At 50.9% G+C, this 20,206-nt stretch carries 18 protein-coding genes; 9 read left to right on the forward strand and 9 right to left on the reverse strand.

The genetic code is table 11. The features are described 5' to 3' along the window. The first annotated feature begins 105 nt into the window (after nucleotides 1-105). Nucleotides 106-1,272, forward strand: a complete 1,167-nt coding sequence (locus tag MIB40_RS02425; RefSeq protein WP_249690396.1) for a cation:proton antiporter — start codon at nucleotides 106-108, stop codon at nucleotides 1,270-1,272. Nucleotides 1,273-1,352: 80 nt separating this feature from the next. Here the strand turns inward: MIB40_RS02425 and MIB40_RS02430 are convergent, their stop codons facing one another. Both MIB40_RS02430 and sohB read right to left on the reverse strand, forming a co-directional pair. After that, nucleotides 1,353-2,351, reverse strand: a complete 999-nt coding sequence (locus tag MIB40_RS02430; RefSeq protein ID WP_249690398.1) for a YhdH/YhfP family quinone oxidoreductase — start codon at nucleotides 2,349-2,351, stop codon at nucleotides 1,353-1,355. A gap of 19 nt (nucleotides 2,352-2,370) precedes the next feature. Next, nucleotides 2,371-3,501: a protease SohB gene (sohB, locus tag MIB40_RS02435; protein WP_249690400.1), complete on the reverse strand. Its 1,131-nt coding sequence runs from the start codon at nucleotides 3,499-3,501 to the stop codon at nucleotides 2,371-2,373. Nucleotides 3,502-3,524: 23 nt separating this feature from the next. Here sohB and MIB40_RS02440 point away from each other — a divergent pair, with 23 nt between their 5' ends. Continuing rightward, complete coding sequence (locus tag MIB40_RS02440) at nucleotides 3,525-3,719, forward strand: hypothetical protein (protein ID WP_249690402.1); 195 nt, start codon at nucleotides 3,525-3,527, stop codon at nucleotides 3,717-3,719. A gap of 97 nt (nucleotides 3,720-3,816) precedes the next feature. Further along, nucleotides 3,817-4,131: an SCP2 sterol-binding domain-containing protein gene (locus tag MIB40_RS02445; protein WP_249690404.1), complete on the forward strand. Its 315-nt coding sequence runs from the start codon at nucleotides 3,817-3,819 to the stop codon at nucleotides 4,129-4,131. Nucleotides 4,132-4,219: 88 nt separating this feature from the next. Here MIB40_RS02445 and MIB40_RS02450 read toward each other — a convergent pair whose 3' ends face one another. Continuing rightward, nucleotides 4,220-4,870, reverse strand: coding sequence for a hypothetical protein (locus MIB40_RS02450; RefSeq protein ID WP_249690405.1), 651 nt, complete (start codon nucleotides 4,868-4,870; stop codon nucleotides 4,220-4,222). A 104-nt stretch (nucleotides 4,871-4,974) separates the two neighbouring features. Between MIB40_RS02450 and MIB40_RS02455 the strand changes: the two genes are divergently transcribed. Continuing rightward, nucleotides 4,975-5,757 (forward strand): TSUP family transporter, encoded by a 783-nt coding sequence (locus MIB40_RS02455; RefSeq protein ID WP_249690407.1) that lies wholly within the window; start codon nucleotides 4,975-4,977, stop codon nucleotides 5,755-5,757. A gap of 1 nt (nucleotide 5,758) precedes the next feature. Here the strand turns inward: MIB40_RS02455 and MIB40_RS02460 are convergent, their stop codons facing one another. Both MIB40_RS02460 and MIB40_RS02465 read right to left on the reverse strand, forming a co-directional pair. Beyond that, nucleotides 5,759-7,411, reverse strand: a complete 1,653-nt coding sequence (locus MIB40_RS02460) for a hypothetical protein (RefSeq protein WP_249690417.1) — start codon at nucleotides 7,409-7,411, stop codon at nucleotides 5,759-5,761. Nucleotides 7,412-7,450: 39 nt separating this feature from the next. Continuing rightward, nucleotides 7,451-8,263 carry a crotonase/enoyl-CoA hydratase family protein gene (locus tag MIB40_RS02465; protein ID WP_249690418.1) on the reverse strand — a complete coding sequence of 271 codons (813 nt, stop codon included), beginning with the start codon at nucleotides 8,261-8,263 and terminating at the stop codon, nucleotides 7,451-7,453. 365 nt (nucleotides 8,264-8,628) lie between these two features. On the opposite strand from MIB40_RS02465, the gene nhaB reads away from it, so the two are divergent. Next, nucleotides 8,629-10,134: a sodium/proton antiporter NhaB gene (nhaB, locus tag MIB40_RS02470; protein ID WP_249690419.1), complete on the forward strand. Its 1,506-nt coding sequence runs from the start codon at nucleotides 8,629-8,631 to the stop codon at nucleotides 10,132-10,134. An 85-nt stretch (nucleotides 10,135-10,219) separates the two neighbouring features. On the opposite strand, the gene dnaQ is transcribed toward nhaB, so the two are convergent. From dnaQ to MIB40_RS02485, 3 genes are read right to left on the reverse strand one after another with little or no spacing between them, the layout of a single operon-like run. Continuing rightward, nucleotides 10,220-10,936: a DNA polymerase III subunit epsilon gene (gene dnaQ, locus MIB40_RS02475; RefSeq protein ID WP_249690420.1), complete on the reverse strand. Its 717-nt coding sequence runs from the start codon at nucleotides 10,934-10,936 to the stop codon at nucleotides 10,220-10,222. A 3-nt stretch (nucleotides 10,937-10,939) separates the two neighbouring features. Then, complete coding sequence (rnhA, locus tag MIB40_RS02480; RefSeq protein WP_249690422.1) at nucleotides 10,940-11,386, reverse strand: ribonuclease HI; 447 nt, start codon at nucleotides 11,384-11,386, stop codon at nucleotides 10,940-10,942. Beyond that, entirely contained in the window at nucleotides 11,379-12,164 is a 786-nt protein-coding gene (locus MIB40_RS02485) for a methyltransferase domain-containing protein (RefSeq protein WP_249690424.1), read from the reverse strand. The genes rnhA and MIB40_RS02485 overlap by 8 nt, the downstream gene beginning before the upstream one ends. 98 nt (nucleotides 12,165-12,262) lie before the next feature. Between MIB40_RS02485 and gloB the strand changes: the two genes are divergently transcribed. Continuing rightward, nucleotides 12,263-13,039, forward strand: coding sequence for a hydroxyacylglutathione hydrolase (gene gloB / locus MIB40_RS02490; protein ID WP_249690425.1), 777 nt, complete (start codon nucleotides 12,263-12,265; stop codon nucleotides 13,037-13,039). 63 nt (nucleotides 13,040-13,102) lie between these two features. Continuing rightward, nucleotides 13,103-14,761 carry a lytic transglycosylase gene (locus tag MIB40_RS02495; RefSeq protein WP_249690427.1) on the forward strand — a complete coding sequence of 553 codons (1,659 nt, stop codon included), beginning with the start codon at nucleotides 13,103-13,105 and terminating at the stop codon, nucleotides 14,759-14,761. A gap of 87 nt (nucleotides 14,762-14,848) precedes the next feature. Here the strand turns inward: MIB40_RS02495 and MIB40_RS02500 are convergent, their stop codons facing one another. Next, a complete protein-coding gene (locus tag MIB40_RS02500; protein ID WP_249690429.1) occupies nucleotides 14,849-16,270 on the reverse strand; it encodes an HDOD domain-containing protein in 1,422 nt (473 codons plus the stop codon). A gap of 182 nt (nucleotides 16,271-16,452) precedes the next feature. Here MIB40_RS02500 and MIB40_RS02505 point away from each other — a divergent pair, with 182 nt between their 5' ends. Next, a complete protein-coding gene (locus tag MIB40_RS02505; protein ID WP_249690431.1) occupies nucleotides 16,453-18,285 on the forward strand; it encodes an extracellular solute-binding protein in 1,833 nt (610 codons plus the stop codon). Nucleotides 18,286-18,314: 29 nt separating this feature from the next. Continuing rightward, nucleotides 18,315-20,201, forward strand: coding sequence for an extracellular solute-binding protein (locus tag MIB40_RS02510; protein ID WP_249690433.1), 1,887 nt, complete (start codon nucleotides 18,315-18,317; stop codon nucleotides 20,199-20,201). Nucleotides 20,202-20,206: the final 5 nt, after the last annotated feature.

Below are 20,206 nucleotides of genomic sequence, written 5' to 3' on the forward strand. Positions count from 1 at the left end.
CGGCGATGATGCAGGTCATCGCCGCTTCTGTATTCGGACTTCGCACCTCTCGCACCCCGTGATACCCTAGGATAACCGTACAGCTGCAGGGATCGGCATTTCATTATGGACAGCGGTTCACTCGTTTTTTCCTTTTTCCTGATTTTTGCCGGTGCAGCCGTTCTCGCTTCTATTGCGCTCTATACTCGCCAGCCACTCTTAATTGCCTACATCGTGTTAGGTGCATTGATTGGCCCCTCTGGGATGGCCTTAATTACCGATACCAAGTTATTAAGCGACATCGCGCACGTCGGTATTATCTTTCTGCTATTTCTACTCGGCCTTGATATGCAACCGGCCCATCTGGCGCATATGCTGCGTAAAACATCCTGGATAGGAGTAGCCAGCTCATTGGTTTTTGCTCTGTTCGGCTACGGCTGCGGCCTGCTGTTTGGTTTCAGTTCGATGGAGTCAGTCATCATTGGCGGCGCCATGATGTTTTCCAGCACGATTATTGGTATCAAACTGCTACCTACTACCGTATTGCATCATAAGCACACCGGGGAACTGGTGGTCAGTATTCTATTACTGCAAGATCTGATGGCCATAATGGTACTGCTCTTTTTATACGCAAATGAAGGTGAGAACCCAACCGTAGCGCTAGGCATTGCTTTGCTTGCGCTACCACTACTGGTCGTTTTCGCTTTTACTTTTGTACGCTATATTTTGCTTCCCCTAATGGGGAAGTTTGATCGTTTTCATGAGTACCTTTTTCTCGTTGCGATTGGTTGGTGCCTGGGCTTGGCTGAGCTAGCTCATGCCGTCGGCCTTTCTGCCGAAATTGGTGCCTTCATTGCCGGCATATCGGTCGCTACCAGTCCGATATCCCAATACATTGCCGTTAGTCTTAAGCCTTTGCGAGATTTTTTCCTGATTCTCTTTTTCTTCTCGGTAGGTGCCAGTTTTAACTTATCTTTGCTCGATGACGTGTTCTTTCCTGCATTGGTACTCACCCTGCTAACCTTGGCTATCAAGCCTCTGGTATTCAAACTCTGCCTGGGAAAAAGCGGAGAAGACTCATCTATCGCCTGGGAGGTTGGGTTCCGACTGGGTCAAACCAGCGAGTTTTCAATCCTCATTGCCTACATCGCCGCTTCCGCCACCTTAATAGGCACCGAAGCCTCACATGTTATTCAGGCCACAGCCATTATGAGCTTCCTGATCTCCTCCTACATTGTAGTCTTTAATTTTAAGTCGCCTATCGCGGTATCTGATCGCTTACGTCGAGACTAGCCCCCATGACCATAGCCTTTTAGTTAGCCACAAAAAAGCCCGACTAGAGCCGGGCTTTTTTGTGCATAAAGAGTTAAATGCTAATCGACCCTTACCAGAATTCGACCAACCGCCTTTCCGCGAAAAATCATATCGATCGCCTGAGGAAGCTCTTCCAGGGAAATTTCTTTCACTACCGAATCCAGACAGTCGAGCTTCCACTCTCCGGCCAGGCGCTGCCACATAGCTTGTTTGAGTTCGATAGGCTGCTCTACGGAATCTACGCCCAGCAAGTTCACACCACGCAGAATAAAAGGAAAAACATTCGCCTGAAAATTAGGTGATGCCACCATGCCACAACAGGCTACGCTTCCACCGTATTTGAGCGACTTGACGATATTAAAGAGTATATCGCCACCGACCGTATCAATCGCACCGGCCCAGGTTTCCTTGAGCATCGGGCGATCAACACCTTCGCTGATGGTATCGCGATCCACCACATTCTTAGCACCCAGATGAATCAAACGATCGACCATCTCCAGCTTGCCAGTACTGGCAGCCACATCGAATCCCAACTTGGCCAATAAGGCAACACTAATACTGCCTACGCCACCCGTTGCGCCGCTCACAAACACTTCCCCCAGATCGGGCTTCAACCCGACATTGAGCAACTTATCGACGCAAAGCGCGGCCGTCAGGCCAGCAGTCCCCAGGACCATAGCCTGGCGAAGATCGAGCCCGCGAGGTAATGGAACTGCCCATTCTGCCGGGATGCGGACGTATTGCGAGAAACCGCCAGAGGTATTCATCCCCAAATCGTAACCGGTAACAATTACCTCATCTCCGGCCGCAAACAGGTCGCTACCGGAAAACTCCACCACACCCGCCGCATCAACGCCCGGGGTATGGGGATATTGTCGAGTCACGCCCTTATTCCCTTTGGCTGACAAGGCATCTTTAAAGTTGAGTGAGGAGTAATTCACCCGCACCAGTAGATCGCCGGCAGGGAGGTCATCAAGATGACGCTCTGCAACCTGCTGACTATAAAGGCTCTCACCCTCTTTACGATCAACAACCAGCGCTTTGAATTGACTCACCATACACCCCCTTTAAAACCGGTCAGGAGAACAGTCTTACCTGTTGCATCCGTCCCCACCACTTGACCAGTAGCCGGTCTGCAGACTGCTCTGCGGCCAAGCCTAACTTCTCTTGTAAGGATCGCTTATAGACATAGCTCACCTGAAAAATATCATGGTCATCCTTTAGGTCAAACAGGTATTCGTCGCTGGTCTTCAATTCATCGACCAATTGCTGATCCAGGGCACGCTTGCCAAACCAGACTTCACCGGTAGCGATCGTTTCCATATCGAGCTGTGGGCGGTGCTCGGAAACAAACTCCTTGAACAGGCCATGGGTGTCCTCAAGCTCTTCCATAAACTTCTGACGCCCTTTTTCCGTATTCTCACCAAACATTGTAAGGGTCCGCTTGTGCTCACCAGCCGTCAAGAGCTCGACATCGACATGGTTTTTCTTGAGCAGTCGATGAAAGTTTGGCAGCTGGGCGACCACACCGATTGAACCCAAAATAGCAAAGGGTGCAGCCAAAATTCGATCCCCGATACAGGCCATCATATATCCACCACTGGCAGCCACTTTATCGACAGAAACCGTTAAGGGAATACCCTTGTTTCTAATGCGCTGCAATTGTGAGGCCGCCAAACCATAGCTGTGAACCATGCCACCACCACTTTCAAGGCGCACCAGCACCTCATCCTTGGGACGCGCCAGTCCTAACACCGCCGAAATTTCCTCTCGCATGGTGTCGACTGCAGACGCCCTGATATCGCCATCAAAATCAAGTACGTAAACTCTGGGCTTGGTGTCGTCTGAGGCCTTATCCGCCTCGGTTTCAGAAGCCCCCGAGGCTTGTGACTTGAGCTTCTTGGCTTGTTGCTTAGCCTGCTTTTTCTTGTCTTTTTGCTCTTTTTTCTGACGTTTCTGCTCTGCCTTTACTTGCTCCTCATCCAACACCTCAGATTTGAGCTGATCGACCATATCGCGAAATTCATCGTTCAATCGGGTTACTTCCAGCTGGCCATTGGAAGAACCTCGCTTATTTCGGGAAGCGATGGCCACAACGCCAGAGAGCAGAATCAGAACACCGATAATCAGGGTAAAGGTTTTCGCAAAAAAGAGGCCGTATTCGGCAAGAAATTCCAAGGTATTGATCTCCGAGCTATCTGCAATCATAAGAATTGAATAGCGCAGTTTATGTGAAACCCCACCCCTATGACAAACGTGCCATTCAAGGTTATGAACAGAAGCAGGAAGTCGCCGATTACGGCACAGAAACTTCAGCCGATATTAATAGGGAGCAATTCAAACAAGCGTATGCTTTTATGTTGACAGGGGCAATCAATCCCCCTAACCTGCTGGTGTTCGGTTCAATTACATTCCGCAACATATAACAATCGAGAGTGCGCAGATTCATTCTGATACACACCAACCCACTGGCTAAGGTTGCACATCACCTGCAAGTCAGACAAACCGTTAAGGAATCAAAGAATGCCTACAGTATCTGAAATCATTGATCAAATGAAATCCAAGTTTAACGCTGACGCCGCGGCTGGACTGGACGTGGTTTTTCAGTTTGATATTGAGGATGGCGACACTTATAACGTCACCGTTAAAGATGGTGCTTGTGAAATTGCTGACGGTGCTCACGATGCACCTTCCGTCACTCTGATCATGAGCTCCGAAACTCTGGTCGGCATCATGACCGGTGAAACCGACGGCATGCAGGCTTTTATGGGCGGTCAATTGCGCGCCGAAGGCGACATCATGCTGGCGACCAAGCTGGCTGACCTGTTCCCGGTTTAAGCTGCTTTAACAGGGTGGCGAGACAGCTCGTCACCCTGAACAGACATCACTCCTTTTCCCCTTCCTGCCTCACAACCCCCTCAAACGATCACTTCCACTTTGCCAAAGCGGCCTTGGCAGGCTCATTAACGGCAACGATATCCACTTTTTCTGCGGATATTTCGACTTGATATAGCCCATCATCGACCATAGGCAGATAAGCGGAAGGTTCTATTTGAGCTTCTACCAAGCCTTCTTTACCAGCATAGCGATGAATCCACTGCCAACCATCGACGCCATAGCGACTGCGAATCAGGGGAATAGCGACTCTATCCGCCTGCTGCTCCTGCTCTATGGACAGATAACGCGCCCGAATATCGGCAAGCCGATAACCGGGGCCCAGCCCCAGCGCCGACAATGTTGTATTCCAGCGTAAACGGCGTAGATCAACCCGCCATAACTCGCCCTGTAGGTCTACCAGTGTTTCCCCTCCACTGGCATCTGCCACCAAAGCGCTAAACTGCTGCTCTCCCTGCTTGCTGAAACTGACCGTTGCAACCGTTCCGATGCCTGCCACAGGCACATAACTGGAAAGGTCCCAAGCCAGTAACCCAACCACGCCTGAGGTCAAAAGAACAAAAAGTCCGGCACTGCCCCTCAACCACCCTAATAGCCAACTGCCTTTTAGTAGCTTGAAGGCAACAAACAACAGCAACAGCGCTAGCAAGCCGACGCCAACGGCAACTCCCCCATAGATCATGGACACCTATCCCTTTGATTTTTTTACCGTTCGATTATGCGTTGTCATTGGCTAATTGGCCAGTTATGCTCAGCCCTTTTTGGCGCCGGAGTGACGGACTAGACATGATAGAAACCGTTTTCGGATTAACGCCAGCGGTGTTACTGCTATTACTACTGGTTGCCTTTCTGGCCGGCTTCATCGATGCCGTCGCAGGGGGCGGTGGTATGCTGACCATTCCCGCCTTGCTCACGGCTGGCCTACCACCTCACATGGCATTGGGCACCAATAAACTCTGCGCATCTTTTGGCTCTGTAACAGCCTCATTAACTTTTTATCGGCGAGGTATTTTTCAACCTCGCTACTGGCTTGCCGCTGCAATTGGCACAGCCATCGGCGCGATGGCAGGAACTCTCGCAGCCGACCAGATCAGCGCAGAGTGGTTAAATCAATTACTGCCACTGATAATCATCATCACAGCCATTTACGCCTTGATATCAAAGCCCTTAACCGATGACAACCAGGGCACAATACCTCAAAAGCGACGCCCCCGTGCCCAGTGGCTACAGGGAATCAGTATTGGGTTTTATGATGGTGTCGCAGGACCCGGGACCGGATCATTCTGGACCCTCAGCAATATGGCATTGTACCGCATGAATCTGCTGTACAGCTCTGGTCTTGCCAGGGTAATGAACTGCATAAGCAATGTCGTTAGCCTTCTTACCTTTGCTGCCCTGGGTCACGTCAACTTGCTACTAGGCGCATCGCTTGGTTTTGCTCTCATGATCGGGGCTTATGTCGGGGCTCGCTCGGCTATCAGTTTGGGAAGCCGATTTATTCGCCCCGTATTCACCCTGGTCGTACTAGGTATCGCCTGTCGACTTGTCTGGCAGAACTGGATGGGATGAATCAGACAGGAAAGCCGAGCTCTTTGAGCGCTGACTCAGCCATTTCCAACACATCTTCACCTTCGTACTTACCACCACTAAGACCTTGCAGATAAAAATCGAGCCCAGTCAAAGCGTCGGCAAAGGTTTCCAGATCACCCTGCGCTGGAGCTCCTTGCTGGCCCAGTATTTTGGTTTTCAGATAGCGTTGGCAAGCCGCGATTGCGTTTGAAGCGCGTTCCTGATCGATAAAGAACAGCCCCCCCCTCAAACCGTCAAGCGTGACATCGACATTAGCCAAATGCATCTGATCCCAATCCGATTCGGTAAAAGCAGTGATGGCTCGCTTCAACATTGCCAAACCAGCCTGAGCTTCATCTACAACAACAATTCGAGCTTCGAACAGCTGGTTAGAGGCCATTATGCTGGCCTGGTCAGTTTCTGATGATTTAAGATCCTTGGAAGCCCTTGGCTGCTCGAGACTGGCCACCATTGACTCAACATAAAGAATGGCATTGGCAAGGGTCAACAGCTGCTGTTTATCTTCAACCGCGCCTTTCTCTTTCCAGGCAGCCACGGTTTTCTGATTAGCATGCAGCGCTTTAGCCGCAGAATGCAGCCCTACCATCGTCAATGTCTTGGGGAGTCGGCCGATCAGTTCAATCATTTCATTAAAATCGGTCTCGCTGCCACGCTCTACCAAGTCCAGCATTTCCTTACACCGGGTGAGCTCTTCCTTCAGCGCCGCAGATAACGAACGGAATACCTCGTTACCTGGCCCCGCCATAATCGAGCGTTCTTCGGCCAGGCTATGATCATTGAAGGGTAAGGGCAGCAAACCAAAGTCGTTTCGCACGTCTTTCGCCAGTTGGCTCTGGCTGTCACCGAGCACAACCAGGTATAAAAGATCCTTGAATTGCTGATCGCTGATGCTCGCTTTATTGTCACCCTGTACCAATGAACGAATCAGCCGATCAACGCTACCAAACAAGCGCTTACGCTCTATATAGGTACCCATCTCGGCTTCGGCCATGCTTTCCAGTGCTGCAGAAGCCACTCTAAGCAACTGCGCGCCCTTACCAGGCTCCATCAAGCCGTGCAGACGCTGGGTTGAGCGCTCCATTAGCTTAATGCTGGAAATGGTGTTTTCTTCACGGAACAAACCCAGCATGCCAACCTGGTACATCAAGCGTAAGCGGCGCCCCGTTTCTTCATTGGCAATCAGCTTGCCCAGCTCATCACCTTCGGGGAGCCGGGTCCGAATCGAATAAAAATAACATTCGGGCAACAAGGCTTGCCCGCGCTTACGTCGCAGCTCATTTATGGTCGGCAGCAACACTTCCGGGATCTCTTCCTTGCTTTGCTGCAAGTACTCAAGATATCGACTCAAGACAAAGAGGGAGTTGCTTAGCGCACCAAGAGAATCATCACGGTCATGGCCAGCACCTTCCGGGATGTCGGTGGCAAGCTCAAACATCTCCTCGGCCAATAACTCTCCAGCACTCATCTCAATCAGACTAAGAGTGCCCCTAATCTGCTTGATGTAATTAACACAAGCTTGCATGTGCGAACCCTGATCACGCTCTTCGATAAAGTGCTCAAGGCTATTTTCAGCATCATGAATCGTTGTTTCCAGCTCTTCCCGAACCAGATTTAATGAACTAGCACCCGCCATTAGGCTCCCTCTTCATGGTTGTATTAGCGCCATCCGGCCTTAGTCTTCAAATTCAGGAGTCGACTTGCTCATACCAGCCATCACGGCCACTTTGAGATCGTTTGACTGCAACATAGCCGCATTCCAGGTGGCAACATAATTGAGGCCATCTTCGATAGAGTGATCACGGCTGTAACGCAACATCTCTTTGGTGCCCTGAACGGCTACGGGAGATTTGGCGGCAATTTGATGAGCTACTGAGAACACCTTGTCGAGCATAAGCTCATTGGTAGCAAAGCTTTCATTCACCAAACCTATGCGCTGTGCTTCTTCTCCATCAAAAACCCGCCCTGTGTAGGCAAGTTCACGCACCACACCGTCTCCGACAATGTTGGGCAGTCGCTGCAGGGTTCCCCAATCAGCCGCCATACCCATATCGACCTCTTTGATGGTAAAGCGGGCATCGGAAACACAGTAGCGCATATCGCAAGCGGAGATCAGATCGATGCCGCCACCATAGCAACAGCCATGTATCGCCGCCAAAACCGGTTTAGGACAGCTATCTATCGTATCCATCAACTGCTGGGAGTCACGAATCACCTTTTTTAGTTTCTGGGCATTACGAGCCACTTCTTTACCCAACTTGGTGCCAATTTCCATGAGCAGAGCCAGATCGATACCCGAGCAAAAATGAGCCCCACTGCCACTGATGACAACGGCGCGGACGCTGGCCTCTTCAGCAACCCAGTCAAACGCCTTTTGCAACTCTTCCCACATTTGTTGATTCACGGCGTTCGCTTTATCACCACGATTCAGCATCAGGTGGGCAACTTTGCCATCCTGTTTTACGGTGACGGTTTTCAATTCCAGCATCAGGTACTCCATTTACAGGGATGTTCAATACATTCGATTTACTATATCAATCCTAAAGCAAAATGCTAAGTAGTTCATGCAACGCTCTGTCAGCAAAACAGGATTGTTATCACGCTTATGGGATTCATACCGGCATTCAACCCCAGATTCATCGTTATAGAGCCATTAATTACCATTATTTCCTTTATATTTAACCCAACTCAAGAAAAGCGACTGTTTTAATCAGGAGCTGTAACAATTTCACTGCAGCTGAGTATAATATTGCTCGTTTCTGGGGTTGTTCTCTCAACACCATAAAAAAATCGATATAGCAGGGTCAGGCAACGCCTCCCTGGTTTTCTTGTCATCCAAGAGGAAATCACCAGATGAGTGCGTCATTAAAGGGGGCCTTTGCCAATAATTTCCTGGGCAACACCTCCGGTTGGTACAAATACACGATCATCGCGTTTCTTGTGATCAACCCTATTATCCTCTATCTGGCTGGCCCCGTTGTCGCAGGCTGGGTGCTGGTTCTAGAGTTTATATTCACGCTAGCCATGGCACTAAAGTGCTACCCACTCCAGCCCGGCGGCTTATTGGTTGCGGAAGCATTACTCATCGGCCTTAGCAGCCCTCAATCCCTTGAACACGAAGTTTTTCAAAACTTCCCAGTCATTCTGCTGCTGATGTTTATGGTTGCCGGCATCTACTTTATGCAAAGCCTCCTGCTTTTTGCCTTCACCAAAATTTTATTAGGCGTCCGCTCCAAGGTTTTGTTATCTCTGCTTTTTTCCATCGTTGCTGCCGTACTGTCAGCCTTTCTGGATGCGCTCACAGTCACTGCCGTGGTAATCAGTGTCGGCGTGGGCTTTTATTCCGTCTACCATAAAGTGGCTTCCGGCAAGAAACTTCAACACCCTGATCACAACCACCTGCAAGATGACCTCGTGGTTGAGTTCCATCGCAGCGATCTGGAACAGTTTCGAGCCTTCCTGCGTAGCCTGCTCATGCACGCAGCGGTTGGAACTGCCCTTGGAGGTGTCTGCACCCTGGTAGGCGAACCGCAAAACCTGCTGATTGCTGAAAAAATGGAATGGGACTTTGTCGAATTCTTCATCCGCATGGCTCCCGTAACAATGCCCGTTTTGTTTTGCGGACTGCTGACCGTGGTTGCGCTGGAGCTTACGGGCTGGTTCGGTTATGGCGCCACACTACCGGAAAAGGTACGAGGTGTACTGGAAGAGTTTGATGACATTCAGAACAAAAAGCGCACAGGCAGAGACAAGGCCGCACTGATTGTTCAAGCCCTTGTGGGTCTGGTATTGGTGCTAGGTCTGGCTTTCCACATTGCCGAAGTAGGCCTGATTGGCTTGCTCGTCATTGTTTTGGTCACCTCCTTCAACGGTATCATTGAAGAACACCAGATCGGTAAAGCCTTCGAAGAAGCACTACCTTTTACTGCACTATTAGTCGTTTTCTTTGGTGTGGTAGCTGTTATTCATGACCAGCACCTGTTTACTCCGGTTATCAATGCAGTGTTGGCAATGGATGCAGAAATACAGCCCACCATGTTTTTTATCGCAAACGGTGTTCTGTCGATGATCAGCGACAACGTGTTTGTGGCCACCGTTTACATCAATGAGGTCAAAGACGCCTTCGTCAATGGCGCAATCACCCGAGAGCAGTTTGATTCCCTGGCGATCGCCATTAACACCGGTACCAACCTACCCAGCGTAGCGACCCCTAATGGCCAGGCAGCCTTCCTGTTCCTGTTAACCTCTGCTTTGGCACCCTTGATCAGACTTTCCTATGGCCGCATGGTTATCATGGCACTGCCCTATACTCTGGTTATGGGCACCGTAGGCTTACTGGCAGTACGTTTCCTGATCTAGGCAAAATCTGTACAAAAAAGGCGAGCCTCTGACCAGGAGACTCGCCTTTTTTATATCCGCGGACAGATTATTCCAAGAGTTTATCTCAAGAGGATGCCTCAATATCCCGCCACAGACATTGCCCTTTACCTGCAATTTCATCCAACTTGGTTTCGTGTGCCGCCAACTCAGATTCGTTGGCACGAACAACCGGCAAAGGTAATCGACTCGCTGCAAGCCGGCGAATAGTTCCTATCGCTTCATCGGCATTGTCCTGATCCGAACCACTCAGGGAAAGCGACGTCTGCCCCCCGGTCATCACCAGGTAGAGGTCGGCGAGAATTTCTGCATCCAGCAACGCACCGTGCAGTTCTCGGGAAGAGTTATCTACCCCATAGCGCTTACACAGGGCATCCAGGTTGTTTTTTTGCCCAGGGTGACGTCCTCGAGCCATAACGAGCGTATCAACGACACCACAAATTGACTCAACCTTTGGCAAGCCGGCATCCAGCATGCGGAATTCATGGTCGATGAAACCCACATCAAAGGGGGCATTATGAATAACCAGCTCAGCACCGCGGATAAACTCCACAAAGTCAGCACAAACATCCGAAAACAAGGGCTTGTCGGCAAGAAATTCATTGGTGATGCCATGAACCGCCATAGCTCCCTGGTCCACCTCACGCTGCGGATTAATGTAAACATGGTAGTGCCGTCCAGTGTGCTTTCGCCCCACCAGTTCAACACAGCCAATCTCGATAATACGGTGCCCTTGCCTGGGCTCCAGGCCCGTGGTTTCGGTATCCAGTACCACTTGACGCATGAATTACGCTCCTAATACTCGCTGAACCCCAGCATTTGCCAACGCATCTGCAAGCTCATTACCGGGATGACCACTATGACCTTTAACCCACAACCATTGGATATCATGACCTTTGACCGCCTCATCAAGCTGCTGCCAAAGGTCAGCATTCTTGACCGGCTGCTTCCCGGCGGTTTTCCACCCTCTTTTCTTCCAGTTTACCAGCCATTCCGTTATGCCTTTACGCAAGTACTCGGAATCGGTGGTTAACCTCACCCGACAAGGTCTCTTGAGCGCTTCCAGGGATTTAATCGCAGCCATCAACTCCATTCGGTTATTGGTAGTATCCAATTCACCACCAAAGAGGGATTTTTCCTTGCCTTGGTAGCGCAGTAAAGCTCCCCAACCTCCAGGACCGGGATTCCCTTTACAGGCTCCGTCGGTATAAATCTCAACCCACCCCTCACTCAACCAATCGTCTCCTGCTGTTTCTCTCTACCGCCACCCCGGTCACCAGCCGTTTACGTGGCACTCGCCATCTGGGACGCAATGGCGTGACCACCTGCTCCTCACGCGTGGCCTGTATGACATAAAACCCGCCCAAAGGCAGATGCCAACGTCGACCAAGATGGGTCATTCGCTGCTCTAGCAACTGCAGTGATGGCTTGCTGGTTAAGGGCAAAAAGGCACCATAGGATACCTCATCAACCGAATACCCCAATAGCTGCAACCAGTCCTGAATTCGACGCGCTGATATAAAACGCCCCTGAGACAGGGGTTGGCGACGACGCGGAAAACATCGATTAAGCATGTGCATTCCACTGTAAGGATTAAAGCCAGTCAAAATCACCTTACCACCAGGGATTACACAACGAGAGGCCTCGCGAAGCAGCTGCTGAGGCTGCAGACAAAAATCCAGCGCATGATGCAAAACAACCGCATCGACACTGCGATCCGCTAACGCCCATTGCCCATAATCGCAACGAACCTGCTGAATACCGCATCGCGCGTTGGCGCTTGGGCAAATCGTAAAATGATGCCCAATTCGGGAATTAGCCAACAGTTGAGCCGCATCTGCAATACCGATATAGGCGCAATGATAGCCAAATACCAGAGCAAGGCTTTGATCTATCAGAATCCGCTGTTGCTCCAGCAGCTCCTGCCCAAGCTCTCCGTCAAACCAGTGTTGCAAAGACGGCAGCAGCTGATCCAGATCGTTTCTTCCCTGTTTTGTAAACCAACGACCCATGTTATGACTTTCCCATATACGGTAGGCTGTATCATACCATTTGAATGGGATTGGCTGACACGCCCAACCCCACCAATTAAAGCGAAAAGGGTTTCTCCATGTTAGATTTTACCCCCATCCCTGCCTTCAACGACAATTACATCTGGATGCTGTGCAACGGACAACATTCATGGGTCGTGGATCCGGGAGATGCCGCTCCGGTGATTCGTCATATCAAAAAGCACAACCTTAAACTCGAAGGCATCCTCGTCACCCATCACCACCCTGACCATATAGGAGGCATTCCCCGATTATTGGCTGATTACCCGGACCTGGAGGTTATTGGCCCTGAAAACCCTCGCATTGAAACGCTCACACGCCGGGTAACGGAAGGGGATCAAATCCACCTTCTGGGCATTGATCTGGATATTATCGAAACACCAGGCCACACCCTGGATCATATTTGTTACTTTGCGACGCCCCCAGGGGAGAAACCGTTCCTTTTAAGTGGTGATACTCTATTTGCTGGTGGCTGTGGTCGACTTTTCGAAGGCACCCCAGATCAAATGCACCGTTCACTGCAGAAGCTGGCAGCCCTTCCGGCAAATACTCAAGTATGCTGTGCCCACGAATATACTCTCGCCAACCTCGCGTTTGCGGCGGCCGTCGAACCCGCCAATAAAAAACTGTCCGATCGCACCGAACGATGCAAGCAACTTCGCGCCGATCATCAGCCAACCCTGCCTTCAAGCCTGGAAGACGAACTCGCCTGCAACCCTTTTCTCAGGGTCCATGTCCCTGCCGTTATCGACGCAGCGCAACAGCAGCAAGGGCAGGAGCTGAACGATGAGGCCGCCATTTTTGCGGCTATTCGCAACTGGAAGGATCGCTTCTAGGGTCCGCCGGGCAATGGTGGTACACTTGCCCGCTTTTACGACTCGAGTATTTTCCTCTTTCTCATGATGCACCCTTCTTTACTACTGCCGTGTGTTTTAGCGCTTTCCGGCAGTCTGCTTATCGGTTGCCAGCCAATCGCCGTTAACAAGGCCGCCTCCGATGATAGCGCTGCGGCTTCCATCACCGGCAATCAGGAGCAAAGCCTGCTGCCTGGCGCCTCAAGTGAAGACAGCAAACTAAACAGCTCTGAAAGCGATCCGGCTGAAGTTAATCAGGCGACTCTTGCTGGCCCCGAAGCCACCGAGACTCTCCCTGCCCGAGAAACCAACCTTTGGCAGCGAACTCGTGAAGGTTTCCAGCTCGACCTGGACCAAAACAACTCCCGTATCAAAGCTCAACTTCGCTGGTACGCGACGCATCAGTCGTATCTGAACCGGGTCAGCAATCGGGCCAGTCGCTACATGTTTTTTATTGTCGAAGAGCTCGAGAAACGCGATATGCCCAGAGAACTCGCGCTTCTCCCCATTGTTGAAAGTGCTTTCGACCCCTTTGCCTACTCACATGGACGCGCATCGGGAATCTGGCAGTTCATCCCATCCACAGGGCGTCATTTCGGCCTGAAGCAAAACTGGTGGTATGACGGACGTCGAGACATCGTTGCCTCAACCGGCGCCGCCCTGGATTACCTGCAACAACTGCACAAGCGCTTCGGTGATTGGGAGCTGGCTCTGGCCGCTTATAATTCTGGAGGGGGCACGGTCGCCAAAGCGCTGCGTCGAAACCGCAAGGCCGGTAAAGGTGAAGATTTCTGGTCATTGAGCCTGCCTCGCGAAACCCGTGCTTACGTCCCCAAACTGATTGCCCTGAGCAAACTGGTTAAAAACCCAAACCAGTACAATGTCAGCTTACCGCCTATCGACAACGCCCCTTACTTTGAAATCGTCGATATCGACGGCCAACTTGATCTGGCGCAAGCCGCCCAAATGGCCGGCCTCGACATGAAAGGCTTGTACCAGCTGAATCCGGCTTTTAATCAATGGGCTACCGATCCAGACGGCCCTCATCGCCTGCTGCTTCCCGTCGACAAGGCGAATGATTTTAAACAAAAACTGGCCATGGTCGCCCCGGAGCACCGCGTACAATGGCAACGTTACAAGGTGGCACAGGGTGATTCCCTAAACCGTATAGCTCGCCAGCAAAACACAACCGTAGCCCTGATTAAAGAGATCAATCAGCTTCGGGGCAGCATGATTCGAGCCGGCCAAACACTGCTCATCCCCCAGCCCTCCGCCAACCTGTCTACCTATAGCCTAAGCGCACACCAACGCACCCTGAGCCGACAACAACGTGGAGGCAACGGTAAACAAAAAACCACATACCGGGTTCGTTCCGGAGATAGCTTTTGGACAATTTCCCGCCGCCACAAAGTGTCGGTTAGGGAACTGGCCAAGTGGAACAACATGGCCCCGGGAGACCCATTGAAGATCGGCAAACAGCTGGTGATCTGGGGATCCCAAGCAACTGTTAGCAGCCCATCTAGCTCGGGCATTATCCGCAAGGTCAATTACCGAGTACGCAACGGGGATTCCTTATCGCGAATCGCCAGCCGGTTTAATGTCGGGGTTGGACAAATCAAGCGCTGGAACACCCTGAATGCAAAATACTTGCAACCTGGGCAGATGCTCACTCTCTACGTGGATGTCACCAAGGGTAGTCGGTAATCAACTTCCACGATACGGGTTTGGAGAGAGCCAACTCTCGATCCAAGCCCTGCGCCTACCCGGGCTAGAGCTGAAGCAGAAAACTCATCAGATAGACAAGGCTCGATTGGTACAGCGCAAAGTTTCCTGAAAGTTCTGGAACTGCACTGGCTCCAAGCCCATTCCACTGACACGATTATCTGCGTATACCACACCAATCACACGACGCACCGAGTAGAGCACTCCGCAAAAACACTGCTCACCGCCGGTAATCAGTCTGGCCTGCTCAGAATCGTAAAGATCACGCAATCCGACGCTGCCAGGAATTCCCAGCCAAAGCGTTTCCCGGTAACGCATCACATAGTCAAACAGATCATCGCATCGCACCAGTTCTTTCGGCAAAGCATCAGCCTTTTCAGCCAACCGAGAGAAATGAAGCATCAGAGGCTGATTTTCCCTGAGATTCAGGAAAACACCCACTCGTTCGATGCCTGCCCCCTCATTCAAAGCCGTTAACAAGGCCTCGGATACCTTGTTCAGATCAACGGTTTCATCCTTCATACGACTGATACTGTTCAGTGTTTTGCTGAGCAACGTCAAATTGGGTTTCAACAGTGGGGCGCACCGCTCTTGTAGCTTTTCCCGTATGCTCTGGTCGTCCGGAATCGGAATCAGCTCAACCAGTTTCTCAACCCCAAAGCTGGCGACAACCTTTTGTGACTCTTCAGCACTCTTTAACAGTAATTCTTCAACCGCCTCCTTTTCTGCGCCGGTGTAACGGGTTATATCCTTAACCAGACTCTGCACCCCGGCACTGTCCCAACCGTCCAGCGCCGAACGGCTTAACTGATTGCCCAACACAACACAGCGGCCTAAGCCTCCTACACGAGCAGCAGGAGCGAAACTCTGTGTCAGCAGTTCACTCAGGCCCCACTGCTTTGCCAAACCTTGCGAAAGTTCGATAAAGCTGACGCCGAGGCGCTCAACCACCACATCATCATTACCACTGGTTTCATGAATCAGCTGACTGTAAAGGTGAACCCCAACCCGGTCCTTGAGAGCCCAAAAACAAAGCTCCCCAAGGTTGTACAATAAAGCGGCAATAAAGACCTCTTCCTGCCGGTTAGGCTCAACTTCAGAGGCGATATTTTTGGCTTGTACCGCGGCATGGAAGGAAAGCGCCAGACAGTAATAAAGGCGATCGGACGGATCATCCCCCATTAACTGCTCAATCACCATCACCGAGACACAGAGCATTTTGACCGCTTTCAAACCCAACAGAACAATCGCTCTACTAACCGTGTTGATCGGTGTTCTACTCGGGTTGTAATAGACCGTATTAGCGGCCTTGAGCAGGCTGGCGGTCAAGGAAGCATCTTTCATGATCACATCGGCCATCTGTTGTATGGTGGCCAAATCTTTATGATCCGTCAGCTGCTCGAACTCATGTAAGACCGAGGAGATAGCCGGCATTTTCAGTTCTTCAAAACGTTGCAGCCAATAGGCTCGCCCCTTGTCCCGATCTACCAAAACAGATCCACCCCTTAGTGAGACAATACTTCCACGCCGCTGCCACAACGCAATTCGACGCCCGTACACCTCTTATGACACATGATAACTATCAGGCTGAACCCAGTATAATAACTTTATGGCACTGCCGCTTCCTGTTACGGTCAATGTTTTGATAATTGATATAGGGATACCTTGCTATTTTGTCCTTGTTTAAAACCCTCGTAATCACCCTGTCCCTGCTGCTTCTGCCTATCTGCGGTTTCCTGCAAGCGTCCTCAATAAAAAGCCACGCCTTGTCGCTTTATGATGCCCCTAAATACCCTGCCGATTTCGAACACTTCGACTACGTCAACCCTCATGCCCCCAAGGGTGGCAGTGTTCGCTATATGGCAACGGGTACCTTCGATACCCTCAACCCCTATACATTGAAAGGCCAGAGCCCGGTAAACAGTCCCGGTTTCATCCTTTACTCAGTATCCGAAAGCAATGAAACCCTGATGATGGGTACCGACGCTCTCAATCGCTCCGGAGATGAACCCCTGACCGCCTATGGTCTGATTGCCGGAAGCATTGAATACCCCGAAGATTTCAGCTGGGTGAAGTTTCACCTGCGCCCCGAGGCCCGCTTCCACGACGGCACTCCGATTCAAGCCAGCGACGTGCAATTCTCCTTCGAAACACTGATCGACCAAGGGCATCCTCGATTTCGAACCAGATACCGAAATGTTACCAATGTTGAAGTGACCGATACCCTCAGCGTCAAATTCAGCCTGCGAGGTGACAGTCGCCGGCGACTGGCTATCTCCCTGGGTGAATTGCCCGTCATGTCACAAGACTTTTGGCGCAATCGCGATTTCAGTGCAACAACCTTAACGCCTCCGATGGGAAGCGGCCCCTATAAAATCAGCAATGTAAACCCCGGACGTTCCATCACTTTTGACCGGGTTCAGGACTATTGGGGGAAAGACCTCGCCGTTAACCAGGGGCGACATAACTTTGATCAAGTACGATTTGATTTCTATCGCGACCTGACCGTTGCTTTCGAAGCGTTCAAGGCTCAGCAATACGATGTCCACCTGGAGTACATCTCCAAAAATTGGGCGACCGGTTACCGCTTTGCCGAATCCAAACCCGGCGAACTGATAAAAAGAGAGATCCCTCATGGCAACCCAGCCAATCTTCAGGGGTTTGTCTTCAATACTCGCAACGCCTTGTTTTCTGAGCCGAAAGTTCGAGAAGCCTTAACATTGATGTTCGACTTCGAGTGGATCAATCGCTCGCTGTTCCATAACGCGTACAAACGCAGCAACTCCTATTTTGCAAACAGCCCACTTGCTGCCACCGGCTTACCTACCCCAGAAGAGCAAACGGCACTCGCTCAGTTCGATGGCCTGGATCCACGAATTCTCACAGAACAATACAAATTGCCCATAACCCAGGGTGACGGTAACCAACGAGCAGAAATGCGGCGCGCCTTAACACTCCTTCGACAGGCTGGATGGGAGCTCGACAAAGGCATTTTACGAAACACCAGCACCAAGACACCCTTTCGTTTTGAGGCCCTTATTCGCCAGCAATCCTTGAGTCGGGTGATGGTGCCCTTCCAGCAAAGCCTGAAAAAAATAGGCATTCAGCTCGACCTTCGATTGATTGATAGCGCCCAGTATAAGAATCGTATGGATAACTTTGATTTTGACATGACGACCATTGCGCTGGGGCAGTCCCTGACCCCAGGTAATGAGCTGAGGCAATACTTCCATTCGGCCAATGCAAACCTCAACGGCGGACTTAACTATGCCGGCATTGTGAACCCCGCCGTCGATACCCTGATCAGTCAGGTGATTTCGGCTAGCACCAACAACGAAGCCATATTTTCGGCCCGAATGCTCGACCGGGTCTTGCTTTGGCAGTTCTACATGGTTCCAAACTGGTATATTGATTATCATCGAGTAGCCTACTGGAACCGCTTCGGTTATCCAGAGTCTACCTCTGCATACGATCTTGGCCTGAGTACCTGGTGGATCGAACCCTGAGCAATTATTTTAGAAGGAACTCTCCTGTAATGAGATCTACAGCGTTCAATCAAGCCCTGCTTGGTCTTTTTTTGTTCATAAGCATTCCTGCTGCCTGGGCCGCAGAAGTTTCAAAGGCTACCGAGTATCACAGCAGCCACGCCATAGCCATGCATGGAGAGCCAAAGTACCCGGCAGGATTTGATCATTTTGATTACGCCAACCCGGATGCCCCCAAAGGCGGAACATTGAGGCTTGCCGTAATAAGCAGCGGTGGCTTTGATAGCCTGAACCCCTTTATTGTCAAAGGTATTTCAGCCGCCGGCATGGGCTATCTCGGCACCAGTTATTTGTATGAATCCCTCACCTCTAGAGCTGACGATGAAGCCTTTACGGAATACGGTCGTCTAGCCGAACGTATAGAATGGCCAGAAGACCGCTCCTGGGTCACCTATCATTTGAACCCCAAGGCCCGGTTTCACGATGGCAAGCCCATCACAGCAGAAGATGTCCATTTCACCTTTAATTTGCTCACCAGCGAAGGGCACCCCCTGTACAGAACCTATTACAAGAATGTCAAAAAGATCACCGTACTCGAAACCCTGAGCATTCGCTTTGATTTTGAACAGGGCGATAATAGGGAGCTGGCGCTGATTGTCGGCCAGATGCCTATTCTCCCCAAGCACTTCTGGCAAGATCGTGACTTTAATAAAACCGGATTGGAACCCCCACTAGGAAGCGGCCCCTACCGGATTCAAAGCGTCGACGCAGGACGCTCGATCACTTACCAACGAGTTGATGATTATTGGGGAGCCGATTTAGCCATCAACCGTGGGCACTACAACTTTGATCACATCCGCTTCGATTACTACCGAGATGACACCGTCGCAATAGAAGCACTACGTGCTGGCGAATACGATTATCGTTCAGAAAATAGCGCCCGCAACTGGGCCACACGCTACAAAGGCTCTCAATTTGACAACAACTTAATGATTCGAGAAGCCCTGCCAAACAAGAACCCCACCGGGATGCAGGGCTTTGTGTATAACACTCGCCGCGAACTCTTTGCGGATCCTCTAGTACGAGAAGCCCTCGCCTATGCTTTTGATTTTGAGTGGACCAACCGAAATCTCTTCTACGGTACCTACACTCGGTCTGAGAGCTACTTCTCCAATTCCGATATGGCCTCCTCAGGCTTACCCTCCGGTGCAGAACTGAACCTATTGGAACCCTTTCGTAATCAACTTCCCCCTCGGCTCTTCACAGAAGAATATCATCCACCCAAGAACAGTGGTGATGGCAATGTTCGCCGCAACCTTGGCGTGGCAATGAAACTGTTGAAAGAAGCCGGCTGGGAAATACGCAATAAGCGTCTTACCCATACAGCCAGTGGACGGCTCTTTAATTTTGAAGTCCTTCTGGTTAGCCCTGCCTTTGAACGCATCGTTTTGCCCTTTAAGAAAAACCTCGAACGCTTGGGCATAACCATGAATGTGCGTATGGTCGATACCCAACAATACATTCAGCGTATTAGAAGTTTTGATTTTGATATGATTGTCGGGGGTTTTGGCCAGTCCAGTTCCCCCGGTAATGAACAGAGGGATTTCTGGCATTCCAGTCAGGCAGACCGTCAAGGTAGCCGAAATCAAATCGGCATCAAAAACCCGGTCATTGATGACCTGATCGAAAAGGTAATCAGCGCCCATAGCCGTGAGGATTTAATCACCGCTACCCGCGCCCTCGATCGCGTTCTACTCTGGAACTTCTATGTCATCCCCAACTGGCATATCACTAACGACCGTCTGGCCTACTGGAATAAATTCGGACGTCCGGAAATCATGCCAAAATATGGTGTGAGCCTTGATACCTGGTGGATTGATGACGCCAAGCTAGCCCGTATCAATAATGCGAAAAAGAACAAAACCAAGGACAACTAAGCGCT

Source organism: Aestuariirhabdus haliotis, assembly GCF_023509475.1.
GTDB classification, from domain to species: Bacteria; Pseudomonadota; Gammaproteobacteria; order Pseudomonadales; family Aestuariirhabdaceae; genus Aestuariirhabdus; species Aestuariirhabdus haliotis.